The sequence below is a fragment of the Microcystis sp. M_QC_C_20170808_M3Col genome (assembly GCF_007095505.1).
Taxonomy (GTDB): domain Bacteria; phylum Cyanobacteriota; class Cyanobacteriia; order Cyanobacteriales; family Microcystaceae; genus Microcystis.
This window is the reverse complement of sequence record NZ_SFBY01000482.1, coordinates 1-16,986: the sequence shown is the minus strand read 5'-3', so window position 1 is coordinate 16,986 and position 16,986 is coordinate 1. Positions and strand designations below refer to the sequence as shown.

At 41.7% G+C, this 16,986-nt stretch carries 14 protein-coding genes and 1 pseudogene; 7 read left to right on the top strand and 8 right to left on the bottom strand.

What is annotated here, in order from left to right; all coding sequences use genetic code 11:
* The first annotated feature begins 117 nt into the window (after window positions 1-117).
* Window positions 118-1,653 (top strand): bifunctional phosphoribosylaminoimidazolecarboxamide formyltransferase/IMP cyclohydrolase, encoded by a 1,536-nt coding sequence (gene purH, locus EWV84_RS22350; protein ID WP_287080159.1) that lies wholly within the window; start codon window positions 118-120, stop codon window positions 1,651-1,653.
* Between the two features lie 71 nt (window positions 1,654-1,724).
* Here the strand turns inward: purH and EWV84_RS22345 are convergent, their stop codons facing one another.
* From EWV84_RS22345 to EWV84_RS22330, 4 genes are read right to left on the bottom strand one after another with little or no spacing between them, the layout of a single operon-like run.
* Complete coding sequence (locus tag EWV84_RS22345) at window positions 1,725-2,618, bottom strand: hypothetical protein (RefSeq protein ID WP_286826354.1); 894 nt, start codon at window positions 2,616-2,618, stop codon at window positions 1,725-1,727.
* A gap of 15 nt (window positions 2,619-2,633) precedes the next feature.
* Window positions 2,634-3,866, bottom strand: coding sequence for an NAD(P)/FAD-dependent oxidoreductase (locus EWV84_RS22340; protein ID WP_287080157.1), 1,233 nt, complete (start codon window positions 3,864-3,866; stop codon window positions 2,634-2,636).
* On the bottom strand, window positions 3,863-4,822 hold the full coding sequence (locus EWV84_RS22335; RefSeq protein ID WP_287080155.1) for a hypothetical protein: 960 nt from the start codon (window positions 4,820-4,822) through the stop codon (window positions 3,863-3,865). Before EWV84_RS22335 ends, EWV84_RS22340 begins: the two co-directional genes overlap by 4 nt.
* Window positions 4,822-6,282, bottom strand: a complete 1,461-nt coding sequence (locus EWV84_RS22330; RefSeq protein WP_287080153.1) for an MBOAT family O-acyltransferase — start codon at window positions 6,280-6,282, stop codon at window positions 4,822-4,824. The genes EWV84_RS22335 and EWV84_RS22330 overlap by 1 nt, the downstream gene beginning before the upstream one ends.
* A 162-nt stretch (window positions 6,283-6,444) precedes the next feature.
* Here EWV84_RS22330 and EWV84_RS22325 point away from each other — a divergent pair, with 162 nt between their 5' ends.
* Window positions 6,445-7,416 carry an FkbM family methyltransferase gene (locus tag EWV84_RS22325; RefSeq protein ID WP_287080152.1) on the top strand — a complete coding sequence of 324 codons (972 nt, stop codon included), beginning with the start codon at window positions 6,445-6,447 and terminating at the stop codon, window positions 7,414-7,416.
* 180 nt (window positions 7,417-7,596) lie between these two features.
* Here the strand turns inward: EWV84_RS22325 and EWV84_RS22320 are convergent, their stop codons facing one another.
* Window positions 7,597-8,022 (bottom strand): hypothetical protein, encoded by a 426-nt coding sequence (locus EWV84_RS22320; RefSeq protein ID WP_287080150.1) that lies wholly within the window; start codon window positions 8,020-8,022, stop codon window positions 7,597-7,599.
* Window positions 8,023-8,272: 250 nt separating this feature from the next.
* Window positions 8,273-9,271: a UDP-glucose 4-epimerase GalE gene (gene galE, locus EWV84_RS22315; RefSeq protein WP_287080149.1), complete on the bottom strand. Its 999-nt coding sequence runs from the start codon at window positions 9,269-9,271 to the stop codon at window positions 8,273-8,275.
* 69 nt (window positions 9,272-9,340) lie between these two features.
* On the opposite strand from galE, the gene pap reads away from it, so the two are divergent.
* From pap to purN, 4 genes are all read left to right on the top strand, one after another.
* A complete protein-coding gene (gene pap, locus EWV84_RS22310; protein WP_286827030.1) occupies window positions 9,341-10,834 on the top strand; it encodes a polyphosphate:AMP phosphotransferase in 1,494 nt (497 codons plus the stop codon).
* Between the two features lie 104 nt (window positions 10,835-10,938).
* The gene (locus EWV84_RS22305) at window positions 10,939-11,490 is read left to right on the top strand and encodes a DUF6036 family nucleotidyltransferase (RefSeq protein WP_286827029.1); all 552 of its coding nucleotides are present in this window, start codon (window positions 10,939-10,941) and stop codon (window positions 11,488-11,490) included.
* Window positions 11,487-11,771, top strand: a complete 285-nt coding sequence (locus EWV84_RS22300; protein WP_193957035.1) for a hypothetical protein — start codon at window positions 11,487-11,489, stop codon at window positions 11,769-11,771. Before EWV84_RS22305 ends, EWV84_RS22300 begins: the two co-directional genes overlap by 4 nt.
* Window positions 11,768-12,406 (top strand): phosphoribosylglycinamide formyltransferase, encoded by a 639-nt coding sequence (gene purN, locus EWV84_RS22295; protein ID WP_287080148.1) that lies wholly within the window; start codon window positions 11,768-11,770, stop codon window positions 12,404-12,406. The genes EWV84_RS22300 and purN overlap by 4 nt, the downstream gene beginning before the upstream one ends.
* Window positions 12,407-12,666: 260 nt before the next feature.
* Here purN and EWV84_RS22290 read toward each other — a convergent pair.
* Both EWV84_RS22290 and EWV84_RS22285 read right to left on the bottom strand, forming a co-directional pair.
* Window positions 12,667-13,167, bottom strand: a pseudogene (locus EWV84_RS22290) (Uma2 family endonuclease); the annotation flags it as partial.
* Between the two features lie 46 nt (window positions 13,168-13,213).
* Entirely contained in the window at window positions 13,214-13,801 is a 588-nt protein-coding gene (locus EWV84_RS22285; RefSeq protein ID WP_287080146.1) for a Uma2 family endonuclease, read from the bottom strand.
* A gap of 201 nt (window positions 13,802-14,002) precedes the next feature.
* Here EWV84_RS22285 and EWV84_RS22280 point away from each other — a divergent pair, with 201 nt between their 5' ends.
* Window positions 14,003-16,723 carry a valine--tRNA ligase gene (locus tag EWV84_RS22280; RefSeq protein WP_287080144.1) on the top strand — a complete coding sequence of 907 codons (2,721 nt, stop codon included), beginning with the start codon at window positions 14,003-14,005 and terminating at the stop codon, window positions 16,721-16,723.
* Window positions 16,724-16,986 lie beyond the last annotated feature (263 nt).

Sequence of the window (16,986 nt, the reverse complement as noted above, 5' to 3'; positions counted from 1 at the left end):
GTTGATATTTGAGAGACGAAAATATAGAAGCAGCTGATTATTTACTAACCTACTTTTTTTAATTTTTAACGGGTTAGGGCTGGGATATACTGAAATTGTTGCTTATAGATCACTACTATGGGACGTTTAGCGCTGATCAGCGTCACTGACAAAACCGGAATAGTTGACTTTGCCCGTCAGCTAACAGAAGAATTTGATTTTGAAATTATTAGCAGTGGAGGAACCGCTAAAACGCTCCAATCGGCGGGAATTCCCGTGATTAAAGTGGGAGAATATACAGGATCTCCTGAAATCTTGGGCGGAAGGGTGAAAACTCTCCATCCTCGCATCCATGGCGGTATTTTGGCTAGACGGGATTGGGAGTCAGATTTAGCGGAAATGGAGGCTAATCAAATTCGTCCTTTTGATTTGGTGGTGGTTAATCTCTATCCCTTTGAACAGACGATCGCCAATCCTGATGTCACCACCGCTCAGGCGATCGAACAAATCGATATCGGTGGTCCGGCGATGTTACGCGCCGCAGCTAAAAATTTCGCCCATTTGACTGTCATCAGTAACCCGAAGTATTACGAGCAGTATTTAAGCCAATTACGGCAAAATAACGGCGAAATCTCCCTGGAATTCCGTCAAAAAATGGCGGGGGAAACCTTCGCTTTAACCAATGCCTACGATGGTGCGATCGCATCCTATTTCGCCAGCTTAAACGGGGAAACGACTCGCTTTAATTTGGCAGGAAATGCCCTGCAAACCCTCCGTTACGGCGAAAATCCCCACCAAAGTGCCAGTTGGTACGGCAGCGGTACAACGGCTCAAGGTTGGGCAAAAGCGACCTTATTACAGGGAAAAGAACTAAGTTATAACAATTTAGTCGATTTAGAAGCAGCCCGCCGTTTAATCGCCGAATTCGGACCAGAAGAACCAGCCGCCGCTATCTTGAAACACACTAATCCCTGTGGAGTGGCGATCGGTGGTAGTTTAGTGGAAGCTTATACTAAAGCTTTTAATGCCGATTCTACCTCCGCTTTTGGGGGTATTGTTGCCCTAAATCAAGCCATAGATGAAGCAACCGCTAAAGAATTAACGAAAACCTTCCTAGAATGCGTGGTTGCCCCCGATTGTAGCCCGGTCGCCCGGGATATTCTGGCTAAAAAATCAAAAGTAAGGATTTTAACCCTACCAGATTTAAGTCAGGGGGAAAAACAAACGGTAAAAGTTATCGCCGGCGGTTTTCTAGTGCAAGCATCGGATGACGTGATAGAAACCCCGGACGAGTGGCGCGTGGTGACAGAAAAACAACCCACCCCCGCACAATTAGCGGAATTACTGTTTGCTTGGAAGGTATCTAAGCACGTTAAATCTAACGCTATTGTGGTGACAAAAAATCAAACTACTTTAGGTGTTGGTGCGGGGCAAATGAATCGCGTTGGTTCGGTAAAAATTGCCCTCGAACAAGCGGGAGAAGCGGCCAAAGGTGGCTATTTAGCTAGTGATGGTTTTTTCCCTTTTGATGATTCTGTTTGCACGGCGGCCCAGTTTGGTATCGAGGCAATTGTTCAACCGGGAGGTTCTTTAAAAGATCAGGATTCAATTAAAGCCGCTAATGAGTTAGGTTTAATTATGGTCTTGACTGGAATTCGTCATTTCTTGCATTAATACACAGTTAGGGTGTGTTATTGCTTAAATTAACGCACCCTAACTTTGTATTAATTATCAGTTAATTTCCACTATTCAATAGTCTTAAATTTGCCAAAAGCGCGAGGATGTCCAGCTTTTTGGGAACAAAGAAAATAGCGCGCGGGTTCGTAATGATTTTCAGCACTCAAAGGGGAACAGAAATGATCTGCGAGTAAATCTTCTCGCACAAAGAAAGCATTCACTCCCGAAAAACTACAACCTACCAATTTATAACCCTTTTGATGACCAAGTTTTTCTAAAGCTTTCAAACTTGATCCCATATGACTATTATATTTCCATTGGTGACTGGGATTATACTGCATCACCCAACTCGATTCGGGGGGATAAATAGCATTATATTCGAGAATTACCACCCGGGGACGATAATTAGTAATTGCTTGCCAGACCCAATAATCATTACCATCAATATCAATGGATAATAAATCTAATTCGGTCGGTACATTGCCCTTTCGGAACAAGTCTTCAATATTTTCGCCAGTGATGAAAGTATTTTTTAAAGTTAATTGTTGGTTAGCAATTAAATCTTCAAAAGATTGGCGAATACTTTGACAAAATCGCTCACTGCCTTCAATCCAATAACCTTGCCATCCTTTTACTAACAAATAGGCACTATTATTTTCTAAACCGTTGCCAACTCCAAATTCCACAAAGAATTTATTTGTGGTTCCAATGCGATTAAAAATTTCGCTAATAATGCCATCTTCTCCCGCTTGGGAAAAAACCTTAAATTCGTAGCGGTTTAGTTTTTTAGGGTTATCATATTTGGGGTTTTTATGCAAGTTTTCCAGCAGATAATTATCAATTTGTAACTCTGTTAGTCTATCTTGATATTTTGAGGAAGAACTATTCAGAGACTTAAGGTTTTCAAGAATCTCCGGGATGGCTTGCCAAGCTGCCGCCATATTTTTGAGAAAGGTTTTCATGGATTTTAACTACAATTAACGAGTATTTTTTGATTCAATCGGTTGCTTAGATAACACCTGTGAATAACGGAGTCGGAGAAGAATTTTTTTCGCCCAATGTCGAAACACTTTCAACTGATGGCGTTTGCTGGGTAAACGCAGTATATAGACAAATCGACGCATTATATCGGCTAATTTACCACTAATATTAATGCCAAAACTGGAAACAAGGGCTGATTTTTTGCCCAAGGTTAACATATCTCCTAAATGCAGATAATAATAGGGTTGGGGCGATTTTTTTCTGATCACTGCCGAGATATTTTTGGCTACTACACTGGCTGCTTGATAGGCTGCTTGTGCTGTGGCAGGAATTACCTGTTTACTAGGATAAATTTCGGCTATATCCCCAACGGCAAAAACTTCGGGATAGTCGATTAATTGTAAACTAGAACGGGTTAATAATTTGCCTTGTGCTGTTTTCTGACAATCTAAATTATTGATCCAATCCTGTGCTTGGGTTCCTGCTGTCCACAATAATAAATCAATGGAGATGACTTCATTTGTATTATCTTTAAATACGGTTATGGAATTAGCTGCAACTTCCTTTAATCCTGTGTTTAAATAGAGACTAACATTCTTGGCTAAAAGGGAACGATAGGAAGTAACACGCACCGATTTAGGGAAGTTTTGCAGTATTTCCTCGTTCTTTTCCACTAGATGAACTTTGCCTTTTTTTCCTAAACGATCAGCCACCTTACAGGCTAATTCTACCCCATTAGGACCGCCGCCAATAATTGCTAAATTAATTGAGGATTTTCCTTGAGTTTCTAGGTTATAAATTGTCGTTTGTAATCTTTCCACATCCTCTAAACTACGGAAAGTTAGACCATAATCTGCTAATCCGGGTATAGCGGGCCAACGATTGCGAACTCCCACCGCTAAAACGAGGTAATCATAATCTATAACTTCCTCATTTTCTAAATATACTCGATGATTGTTTAAGTCAATATTACTGGCTTTTTGAGGTTTTAAATTAACCTGAGTTCCTGTTAATAATTGACGGTAGGAAGGGGCAATTTCCCAGCGTTGCAATTCTCCTGTAATTAGTTCATAGAGAAGGGGAGTAAAGAGAAAATTGTCTTTCGGTTCGACTAAAGTTATTTGCCATTGACCCGATTTTACTGCTGTTAATCGACTCAGATCGAGTGCCGTGTATAACCCTCCAAAACCCCCCCCCAGAATGCAAATCTTAGTTATAGGTTTATTCATGGATTTTTATTCTCGGTTGTGTTTAAGATGGGTTTCAGTTCCGAAACTAATTGTTCTGAACGAATAATTCTCGCCGGAGGCAAAAGATGATAGTGAGTGTCAGCAAAAATAGTAGAATCTGTCTTAATATTCAAGTCTTTTGGGTCATAAATTGTTGGCACAACCCGACTTAATTCTTCAGCCGACTTGCGAATATTAGCAACGGTTTTACCATCATTTTTAGCATAAACCCAGGGCAAAGAAACCACTAAAGTCGCCCCTTTTGCTTCTAAATCTTTCTTGAGTTTTTCAATCAATTTAATTGAATGAGGAGAAGCAGCAGTATCAAAGGTCATTTGCCACCATTTCCCCGTTCTTTCCTTAACTATAGTCGGATCACCTGTATTAGTCATTGGATCGGAAAGATAACCCGTCATTCTGCCTTTAGTGAATAAATCAACCATCGATTTAGTAACTGGACGCATCCCCGGAATACCTAATAACCAAGTATCCTCGATCATGGTTTTTAACGGTATCCCACCTAACCCGGGTTTGCCAATAGCGACGCTAAAAGGTGCAGACCCCCAAAGTCCTTCGCCGCGATTAAAACCGTCCTCATCCATGAGCATGAGATATTCAGGAATCAGCAGAATGACATCCCCTTTGCGTGCTTTTTCGAGAATCATAGCGGCAATGACATTTAACCCGATGTCCCCCTGTAAACCGAAGTTAACCACAGGCATTCCCAATTCTTTGGCCATTAATTCCGAATTTATGCTATAATGCGCTCCCGATCCTGCCGTGACGATTAAACGCCGCGGTCCTTCGACCCTAGCTGCGATCGCTGATTTTTCGTTGTACATCATCCGCAACCAGCTTAATTCGCCGCCGTAGATGACATTGTAAACAAAGCCGAGGGACCAAGCGACTCCCAGAGAAGCTAACCAGGGGAAAATGTTGAAGGATTTAGTATTCATCAGAATTCAAAGTAAATAAAGTCACCGGTATTAGTGGAAGCTAGGAGAATAGTTAAACCTAGCAATATTTTAGACAGCCAAGGTGATAACAATAGTTCATATTCAAATTTTTTCTGGGCAATAGCCAGATGTTCGAGGATTAAAACAATGATACCAAGAACTAAAGCAACGCTTAAAACTGCTCCTTGATTGAGAGTATAGGAACTAAAAATTTCTCCGATATTAGCCAGGGAATAATTGAAGGGATTGGCAATAACCAACATTTTGCCGATTAATCTTCTGGTGTTAATCTCCATGAAAAAGAGACAACCAAAAATGACAGCCAATTGCGTTAAAGCCCAGGAGACAATTTGTGGCTGAGAAACGTATTTTCCGACGAAAGCATAGAAAGGTCGGCCCAGATAACGGAGTAATAATAATAATGCCCCGTGGTAAGCACCCCAAAAGATGAAATTCCAAGCTGCACCGTGCCAGAAACCAGAGAGAGTAAAGGTAATGAATAGATAAAAAGGCGCCCAATTTTTATTGGAACCCATGAGGGGTAAAAACACATAATCCCGAAACCAAGTGCTAAGGGTAATATGCCAACGTCGCCAAAATTCGTTAATACTTTGGGATGTGTAGGGGGCTAAAAAGTTTAATTCTAATCTAACGCCGACAAAATAGGCTAAACCAACAGCAATAAAGCTATAACCACCGAAGTCAAAATAGATTCTCAGGGTGAATAAAAAGGCCTCAAACCAGATATACCAAGCATTGTCAATCATCTTATCTAATTCGATGTAGGGAGCAATGTTATCGGCGAGGACAAATTTCATAAATAAACCGAGGGAAAGCCAACGCAAACCCTTCTCGAAGTTTTCTCCTGTAAATTTGAGGCGAAATCCCTCCATTTGTGGTAATAAATCCCGGCGACGCTCGATCGGACCTGCGACAATTTGCGGGAAAAAGGAGATAAAATTGACATAATCGAGGACGGCTAGGGGTTTCTTTTTCTTTTCCCGTAGGGAGTCCACCACGAAAGCCACCATCTGGAAGGTATAGAAGGATACCCCCGGTGGGATTTGGCTAGGCACGGGAATCGGAGAAAGTTCCTTCCAGTTAGGGGGGAGGGAAACGAATAATCCGATGATTTCCTGCACAAAAAAGCCGAAATACTTGAAGTAGGCCAGGACAAGAATATCGATGACGATAACGATAGTGGCTAGGAGATTCGCTTTCCAGCCGCTCATTTTCAGCACTAGCCAGACCATAATGTAGTTAAAGGCTAGAGAAACGATGAAAACGAGGAAACTGGTGCGACTGGCGTAATAAAACAAGATTAGGGACAGCACCGCTAATCCCACCCCATCAAAAACACCTCGCCAGAGATTGAAGGACTTCGCTATATAGCGTGCCGTTAAGAAAGGAACGCTAAAAAGGATTAATATCCACCAAAATATAAAATCAGAGTAATTCAAGGCGTGTTAACTCCTGATGGTCTGTGTAACCTTGTTTGAGATGGGTTTCCTGACTTCTGATGCTCAGAGACGAGGGATTTTCTTGACAAGTCTATCAAACTTTGTCAAACTTGTCCATAAAATTACCTTCATCCATCCTAAAAAATCGAGGCTAGACAAGCAATGCTTTACCAAAAACTGTTAGATGTACATAAACGCTATCGGCAATTTAAGACTTACCCCCATATCACCGATGAATATTGGTCTAGTCAGTTGGCAGAGCATAATATTAATCCCAATTATGTAGAATATGATACTAAGTCTGGTCAACTTTTTTACAAACCCCTAGGGATCAGTTTAAGCAAAAATAAGCAGGATTTCCTCTTGGGTAGCAAAGTTTTTAACAAAGCTAACGCACTAAAATCTCTAGCTGATTGTAAATTTTATATCGATGAGCAACAGGAATTAATTATCGAGATCGATGGAGTTAAGTTAATTATCGAGACGGGACAGGATTTAGATATCATCCATGAAATTTTTCTTTTAGGTGTATATAATTTCCTCTATGACAAGCCCTGTGTAGCGATCGATATTGGTATGAATACGGGTTTTGCTAGTCTCTTTTTTGCCAATCGAGCTAATGTGAAAGCTGTCTATAGTTACGAACCTTTTAAGGCTACCTACGACCAAGCTTTAAGAAATTTTGCCCTCAATCCTAATCTAGCGGAGAAGATTAAAGCTTTTGATTATGGAGTCGGCGATCGGGATGAAATTATTCAAGTAGAATACGATTATGCTGTCAAAGGGAGTGTCGGAATTACGGGAATTGACGAGCAATTAAAACCTTTTGCCTCGAAACAAACCGCTACAGCCAATTTAATTCTTAAACCTTTCACCGATGTGTTTAAAGGTATTACCTCTGATTATCCCGACATCGATATAGTTGCCAAGATTGATTGTGAAGGTTCCGAATACGAAATCCTCGATTCTTTAGCGGCAACTGGTCAATTGGGACAGATGAAAATTATCATGATGGAATGGCATAAAAAGGGTCCCGATGCTTTAGTTAAACATCTGCAAGACTTCGGTTTTATCATCTTCTCCCGGATGCCTCGCAGTAAAAATGTCGGCACTTTGTATGCAATTAAACCCTAAAGTATAGGAGTGAGGTGATGGGGAGATAGGGCAATGGGGAAATGGGGAAATTTTAACTAATAACTGATAACTGATAACTGATAACTGATAACTGATAACTGATAACTGATAACTGATAACTGATAACTGATAACTGATAACTGATAACTGATAACTGATAACTGATAACTGATAACTGCTTTACTGTGCTTGACAATAGGTATTAAAAGCTTCGCCAGTTTCTTTTTCTAATTGTCCGGCCTTTCTTACCTTTTCCTGTGCTAATTTTGCCCCGTTTTTATTGCGAGTTTCGATAACTTGAATTATCTCACGAGTGGCCGTGGCATAATCTTCGTAAACTTGAGCGAAAGCAGTCTTATATTTATCTAGTTCGGTATCCTTCAGGGCTAATTTTTTCATATTTTCTGCGGCCTGTTCGATTTTATCGGCGGCTAATAGCCAACTTTTTTGGTCAATTTCTCTCCCTTGACCGTTGGTTAAGGATTTGGTTTCTTGGGCTACTTCGTTGGCAATCCGATAGATTTTTTGACATTGAAACTGTTTACTATCAGCACAACTTGCTAAAAAAGTCAAGCCTATAAATGTTAAGATTATTTTGTTATTCATAGCAAGGTATTCGAGAGGATTCTAGAGAAGCTTATAGCAGTAAACTATCAGCCTCTAAGTAGGGAGGCACAATTATTTGTAGGATGGGTTAGCGCACTTCGTAAACTATGCGGGCGTTGGGTTTCATGCTTCAACCCAACCTACGTTGATCTTATATTTAATTCCACCCACCTACTTAGTAGTTTTTTACTGTTATCGACTGATAGAACTGTTCAATCTTATAAGATTAAAGTTTAGCACTCGATCGCTGTTAAGCGTGTCTTTTTTGATGCCAATTCCAGGCGTGTTCAACTATTACCTTGAGATCGGCATATTGGGGATGCCAACCGAGAACCTGTTTGGCTTTATCGCTACTGCCGATTAAAATAGGGGCATCGCCTGCCCTTCTGGGACTTTCGATTACGGGAATACCTAAACCAGTTACCGCTCGCGCTGTTTCAATCACTTCGCGCACAGAAAAACCGTTACCATTGCCCAAATTAAACACATTACTTTCGCCCCCATTTAAGAGATATTCTAAGCCTAAAACGTGAGCTTGGGCTAAATCATTAACATGGATATAATCGCGAACAGCAGTGCCATCGGGAGTATCATAATCCGTGCCGAAAATTGACAGGGAATCACGTTTTTTCAGGGCAGTTAATAAAGCCAGGGGAATTAAATGGGTTTCCGGTTGGTGATCTTCCCCTAATAAACCACTAGGGTCGGCTCCTGAAGCATTAAAATAACGGAAAGCCACCGATTTTAAACCGTAGGCCGGATCAAAATCCCGAAGAATTTGTTCCACCATTTCCTTACTGGCAGCGTAGGGACTGAGGGGATGATGGGGATGATTTTCCGTCATGGGAATTTCCTTGGGCATTCCATAAATAGCACAGGTGGAAGAAAAAACAAATTTCTTCACATCGGCGGCGATCATCGCTTGCAAAAGAGTCAGACTACCACTAACATTATTTTGATAGTAAATAGCCGGTTGCTGCACCGATTCTCCCACCGCAATAAAAGCGGCAAAGTGCATGACGGCGGCAATATTGCGACTAGCGAATAAATTATCGAGCAGCGATCGATCCCTAGTATCACCGACAATTAACTCAACTTTTAATATATCCTTAATGATTTCGGCGTGACCGTAGGATAAATTATCGAGTACGATGACGGAATAACCGGCATTTTTGAGCGCTAGAACCGCATGGGAACCAATATAACCCGCACCGCCAGTAACGAGAATGGTAGGTTTAACTTGAGACACGCGATCATACCTATTTGAAATTGACTTGTCTATAACTTTATACCCTAATTTTCCTTTTAGTTGACCATCATGTTAAGTCCCCTCGATCTATCTCTTTCCCTTGACAAAGAAACTTATCAATCACAAATTAAAGATTTAATGGAACAACTGCGATCGCTACAGCAGTCCTGTTGGGAGTGTAAATTACCCGTGGTGGTGGTTTTGGAAGGTTGGGCAGCGGCAGGGAAGGGAACTTTAGTCAAAAAAATGGTTAACTATATGGATCCTCGCGGTTTTACCGTCCATCCCATTTTAACCCCTTCCTCCCAAGAGGAAAGTTACCCGTTTTTGTGGAGATTTTGGCAAAAACTGCCAGCAAAAGGCAGTATCGGCATTTTTTATCACAGTTGGTACACTCATCTACTAGAGGATCGACTCTTGAACAAATTGCCCTCCTCCCAGATTCCCCTGGTCATGCGCGATATCAACACCTTTGAGCGACAATTATTTGATGATGGGGTCGCAATCGCTAAATTCTGGATTCACCTCAGTCAAAAGGAATTAAAGTCACGCATCAAAGAATACGCCGAAAATGAGCTAGAATCTTGGCGCGTGCGTCCGGAAGATTGGCAACAGGCCAAACGTTATGATGAGTATGCCAGTTTAGCCGAGGAAATGATTACCTACACTAGCACGGGGGCCGCCCCTTGGACATTGGTGGAGGGCAACTGTCAACGTTGGGCCCGGGTAAAAGTTCTCTCCCAATTAGTTGGTACGATCGCTCAAGCTTTGGATCAGCGCCAATTACCGATCGAACCTCCTGCCAATCTACCACCCCAAGCCCGATTACTGCCCACGGAACCCGATTATCTGGCGAGAGTAGATTTAAGTGCCAAACTAGAGAAAGAAGACTATAAAATCCGTTTGCGTGAGGCACAGGTAGAATTAAGAAAACTGCAATTAAAGATTTTTCAGGCAAATATCCCCGTTTTAGTCCTGTTTGAGGGTTGGGATGCCGCTGGCAAAGGTGGTGCAATCAAACGCTTAACCGATACCCTCGATCCTCGCAGTTACCAAGTTATTCCCTTTGCTGCCCCGACGGAGGAAGAACACCGCTATCATTATCTCTGGCGCTTCTGGCGGAAATTGCCCGCGGCCAAAACTATCGGTATATTCGATCGCAGTTGGTATGGACGGGTTTTAGTGGAGAGAGTGGAAGGATTCGCTAAAGATATGGAGTGGCGACGATCCTATCAAGAAATTAACGAGTTTGAGGCGCAATTAACCCATTCTGGCTGTGTTTTAGTCAAATTCTGGTTACATATTAGCCCGGAAGAACAGTTAAATCGTTTCGAGGAACGCCAAAATAACCCCTATCGCCAACATAAACTCACCGATGAAGATTGGCGCAATCGAGAAAAACAGCCCCTCTACCATGTGGCAGTTAATCACATGGTAGCCCGTACTAGCACCCCCGTCGCCCCCTGGACGATTGTGGCGGCAAATGATAAGTATTTCGCCCGTGTTAAAGTCCTCGATACAGTAATTGCCGCTATTGAAACCGGATTGAAACAACGCGAATAGGGCAGATAGGGGGATGGGGATTTTTTCGATTCAGTTGTAGAATTTACTTTTGAGTAGGCACTAAACTAAACTGGTAACTTGAGGCAGATAATCACGGCCAAAAAATGCGTGCAAACGTTGACGCTCAGAAGTTAGAACGCCTAATGCAAATCTTAGGTAAAGAAGCTCAGGGTTCAGGCACTATCTACTTTACAGGTGGAGCGAGTGCCTTACTGGTGGGATGGCGCAATTCCACAGTCGATGTGGATATCCGTCTAGATCCCGAACCACCGGGCATTTTTCCAGCGATCGCCAAGCTGAAAAAAGAATTGAACATCAACATTGAACTGGCATCTCCGCAGGATTTTCTGCCCCCTATTCCGGGATGGCGCGAGCGAAGCGTATTTATTGGCAAACGAGGTCAAATTTCTTTCTATCACTATGATTTTACAGCCCAAGCTCTTTCTAAACTATCGAGAGGATTTGACCGTGACTTGAAAGATATTGAAGCTATGTACGAACACAAATTATTCTCTTTGAATGAGCTAGGGGAATGCTTTGAAGCGATTGCACCGGAACTAATCCGATTCCCCTCCCTTAACCCTGATGTGCTGAGAAGCAGAGTCGAGAACTTCATGGCACGTTTTCAAGATAAACCACAGCAGGAGCAATCATGAATCTCAATGAGTTGCCAGGAGCCGAGATCATCTTACCCGGACTGAGGGATCTTCACAATGGTGAGTCCAATACTATTGGGGCGTTGCTAGTTGCGATCGCATCGACCCGCCTAACGGAAGTCGGTTTCGATATCCCCAAAAATCACCTAGCTTCAGAGCCAGAGCTAACCTTGTATGCTTATCTCCAAGAGGAACGGGATGATGCTTATTCTTACTATAATGCTTTGCTGAATCGCCTCAATAGCTTTTGCAATGCACTCGAACTCGGTTATAAAATATGATGACAATTTCCCCAAGTTTAATTTCTCCCGATCTCAGTTTGGCCGATATTCTCCTAGAGGAAACCCTCTCTTTAGGAGTGATGGCTTCTGGTAGTGGTTCCAATTTTGCTGTTTTGGCAGCAGCGATCGCCAAAAAACAGCTAAATGCCGAGATTTCTGTCCTCATCTACAATAATCCCGATGCCAAGGTAAAAGAAAGAGCCGATGACTACAATATCCCCGCAGTTTTCCTCGATCATCGTCAATTTAAACCCAGAGAAGAACTCGATCGAGCTATAGTCAAAACTTTCCAAGAATACGGCGTAAAATGGGTAATTATGGCGGGCTGGATGCGAATTGTCGCCCCGGTTTTACTAGATGCTTTTCCCGATCGCGTGATCAATATCCATCCTAGTTTACTACCCAGTTTTAAAGGTGTGCGTGCCGTGGAACAAGCTTTAGCTGCGGGGGTAAAAGTGACCGGATGTACTGTGCATATCGCTCGCGCAGAGGTAGATAGTGGCCCAATTTTAATGCAAGCAGTGGTTCCCATTCTCCCCGATGATACCGCCGCCAGTCTCCACGAACGCATTCAAGTGCAAGAACATCGCATTTTCCCAGTAGCGATCGCTTTAGCGGCGAAATTGGGTCTGTAGAGATAGATTTCCCGATTCCTTGGCAATAATACGGGCAAAAAAACGAAAATTCAAAGCAAATCGTTAAATATCACTCCCTCATAAATTTCCTGAAAACTGAGATCAAAATTGACAGAAGTTAAAGATAAACTGGCGATTTTTGTCAATTGTTTTTGATCTAGAGCGAACTAATCAATTAAATCTCTTACCAGATAAGGATTTAGTCGATTTATGCCCCCATATCGAATCATACCAAGTAACGAAGAACCAGATAAACTAGCATTTTCTCCCTCGTATTCCGTTAATAACCATTTATTTTCTTCAGTTTTGTTATACTGCATGACATAGGGACGACTTTGGCTGATCAGAATATATTCTTGAAATTCCGGCAGCGAACGATAATAGAGAAATTTATCGCCCTGGTCATAATTTTGAGTTGATTTTGAGAGGACTTCTACTATTAATCTGGGATTGGTAATAGTTGTCTTGCCAGTTTCATAATAAATCGGTTCACCCTCAATTAGCAGCACATCGGGATAGGTTGCCTGACGATATTGCGCTATCCATAATTTCACATCACCGATAAATATTTTATAGTTGGACTGTGGTAACTTTAGGCGTAAATAAAAGTAAAAATTACCTGCAATTTTATTATGATCGGTAGTGCCTTCTGTCATCGGTACGATTTCCCCATCTTGATACTCATTTTTATAGGCTGCCGTTTCCTCTAGTTCTAAATATTCGGCAAAGCTAAAGGTACTTTTATTTGTTGCTACAGTCATAATTTATTGATTTTTTGGTTAACTTAAGCTTGTTGAAACAACTGGTTTAATCATTGATTATATTAAAAGTAACTCCTTCATAAATTTCCTGAAAACTGAGATAAAAATTGACAGAAGTTAAAGATAAACTAGCATTTTCTCCCTCGTATTCCGTTAATAACCATTTATTTTCTTCAGTTTTGTTATACTGCATGACATAGGGACGACTTTGACTGATCAGAATATATTCTTGAAATTCCGGCAGCGAACGATAATAGAGAAATTTATCGCCCTGGTCATAATTTTGAGTTGATTTTGAGAGGACTTCTACTATCAATCTGGGATTGGTAATAGTTGTCTTGCCAGTTTCATAATAAATCGGTTCACCCTCAATTAGCATCACATCGGGATAGGTTGCCTGACGGTATTGCGCTATCCATAATTTCACATCACCGATAAAAATATTATATTTCCGTCCTTTGAGGACAAATTTTAAATAAGCGGCAAAATTGAGAGCAATTTTATTATGATCGGTAGTGCCTCCTGTCATCGGTACGATTTCTCCATCTTGATACTCATTTTTATAGGCTGCCGTTTCCTCTAGTTGTAAATATTCGGCAAAGCTATAGGTAATTTTATCTGTTGCTATAGTCATAATTTATTGATTCGCTCTCTCAATTGATTATAGCAATTATTATACTGGTGAGAGACATTAGCCATATTTACCCCAGCAAAAGATAACAGCTATCTTAATAGGACTCTTGAAAATTTTTTAGCCAGCAACTAAATAGGAATTTGATCTCTCCCAAATGTGGGACAATTGACAAAGAACTAAGAATTGTAGAATCCCCCCATCATGACCTCGGAACTATCGAAGCAATACGATCCCAAGATTACAGAAACGAAATGGCAGCAATATTGGGAAAATCAAGAAATATTTAAGGCAAACCCCGAAAAAGGCGGCGAAACCTACTGTATAGTCATCCCTCCTCCCAATGTTACCGGTAGTCTCCACATGGGTCACGCTTTCGAGAGTGCTTTGATTGATACACTTGTTCGCTACAAGCGGATGACCGGCAAAAATACCCTCTGGCTGCCCGGTACGGATCACGCTAGTATTGCAGTACAAGCTATACTCGATCGCCAATTAAAAGCCGAAAAAACCGACCGTTACCAACTAGGAAGGGAAAAATTCCTCGAACGCGCTTGGCAATGGAAAGAGGAGTCTGGTAGTACCATTGTTAATCAACTGCGACGCTTGGGGGTATCCGTCGATTGGACGCGGGAACGTTTCACCATGGATGAGGGACTTTCCCATGCTGTTCGTACTGCTTTTATTAAACTTTATGAGGACGGATTAATCTATCGCGGTCAATACTTAGTTAACTGGTGTCCCGAATCCCGGTCGGCCGTTTCCGATTTAGAGGTGGAAAACAAGGAAATTGAGGGAAATCTCTGGTATTTTCGCTATCCTCTCAGCGATGGTAGCGGTTATCTTCAAGTAGCCACCACAAGGCCCGAAACCATGCTCGGTGATACTGGTGTAGCTGTCAACCCGCAAGATACCCGTTATCGCCATTTAATCGGCAAAACCGTCACTTTACCGATAATGGGGCGAGAAATCCCCATTATTGCCGATGAATTAGTCGATCCCGAATTCGGTACTGGTTGCGTTAAAGTTACGCCGGCCCACGATCCTAAGGATTTTGAGATGGGTAAACGCCATAATTTACCCTTTATTAATATCATGAATTTAGACGGCAGTTTAAACGAAAATGCCGGAATATTTGCGGGTCAAGATCGTTTTGTTGCCCGCAAAAATGTCGTTAAAAAACTCGATGAAGACGGCTTTTTAGTTAAGATTGAAGCCTATCGCCATAGCGTCCCCTATAGCGATCGAGGTAAAGTTCCCGTGGAACCCCTTTTATCTACCCAATGGTTCGTTAAAATTGAACCTTTAGCCACAAAAGCTTTAGCCTATTTAGATCAGGAAAACTCGCCCCGTTTTGTGCCAGAAAGATGGACAAAAGTTTATCGCGATTGGTTAGTTAAGCTAAAAGATTGGTGTATTTCTCGACAACTGTGGTGGGGTCATCAAATTCCCGCTTGGTATATTATCAGTGAAACTAATAACGAAATTACTAACCATACTCCCTTCGTCGTTGCCGAGGATGAAACCTCCGCTTTAGCCAAGGCCAAACAACAGTATGGAGAGGATATAATTATTCAACAGGATCCCGATGTTTTAGATACTTGGTTTTCCTCGGGATTGTGGCCATTTTCGACTATGGGTTGGCCAGAAAAAACCCTTGATCTAGACACCTATTATCCCACCACCACCCTCGTCACCGGTTTTGATATTATCTTTTTCTGGGTGGCAAGAATGACGATGATGGCCGGCTATTTTACGGGACAAATGCCCTTTAAAGATGTCTATATTCACGGTTTAGTTAGGGATGAAAACGGCAAAAAGATGTCTAAATCTGCCAATAACGGCATCGATCCTTTAATTTTAATTGATAAATACGGAACCGATGCTTTACGATATACCTTAATTCGAGAAGTGGCAGGAGCAGGACAGGATATCAGTCTGCAATATAACCGTAAAACCGATGAATCGGAATCCGTAGAAGCTGCCCGAAATTTTGCCAATAAAATTTGGAATGCTTCCCGTTTTGTGATGATGAATCTGGAGGGAAAAACCCCAGAAGAATTGGGAGAACCAGCTTTAGAAAATTTAGAATTAGCCGATCGCTGGATTTTATCTCGTTATCATCAAACAGTAGAAAAAACTAGAGATTATCTAGAAAATTATGGCATGGGAGAAGCGGCAAAAGGTCTATACGAATTTATCTGGCGCGATTTCTGTGATTGGTATATCGAGTTAGTGAAAACTCGTTTATGGAAGGATAAAGAATCGGTTTCCTGTGCCACTGCCCGCCAAACTTTGGCTTTTATCTTGGCAGGAACATTAAAATTATTACATCCCTTTATGCCCCATATTACCGAAGAAATTTGGCATAATTTAACCCAAGAAAATCAGCAGGTTTTGGCTTTACAAACCTATCCCATAGCTGATAGTTCTCTGATCGATATAGATTTAGAAAATACTTTTGAGTTATTAATTGAAAGTATTCGGGTGTTGCGTAATTTGCGCGCCGAAGCAGGGATTAAACCGGGGGCAACGATCACAGCAATTTTACAGACAGAAAACAGCCAAGAATTAGCTATTCTGCAACGCGGACAAGTGTACTTAAAAGACTTGGCTAAGATCGAAAACTTAATTTTGACGGCCAAATTAACCGAGGAAGTCAATCAAGCGATCGCCAGTGTTGTCGCTACGGTAGAAATCCTCATCCCCCTGTCCGGATTAGTTGACATATCGGTATTGGCAGGGAAATTAGAGAAAAATTTAGCTAAAGTAGAAGGGGAAATCAAGAGTTTGAGCGATCGCATGAATAAACCTAGCTTTGTCGAAAAAGCTCCAGAAGCTTTAATCCAAAAAACGAAGCAAGCTTTAGCAGAGGCCGAAAAACAAGCCCAAATTCTCCAAGAACGCTTAAAACGTCTGCGATAGTGATTTTGTACTAACTAAGTCCAGTGGGCTAGATCAAAGCTACTGCGATCGAGATTATTCCTTAATCCATTGACTTAGTTGCTCAAGTAGTTGAAGTTAAAGGAGAGGGGCTAACATAGCGATGACTTTGGGGAACTTAAGCATCTCATCGAAAATTTTGGGTGGGAAACCCCGCCGTTCTAGGTTGGCTTTACGTTAGAATTAAAAAGACCGTCTCGAAAACCAAGTGGGCGGACAGCACCTTGAAAACTCGGCTTAGGGGG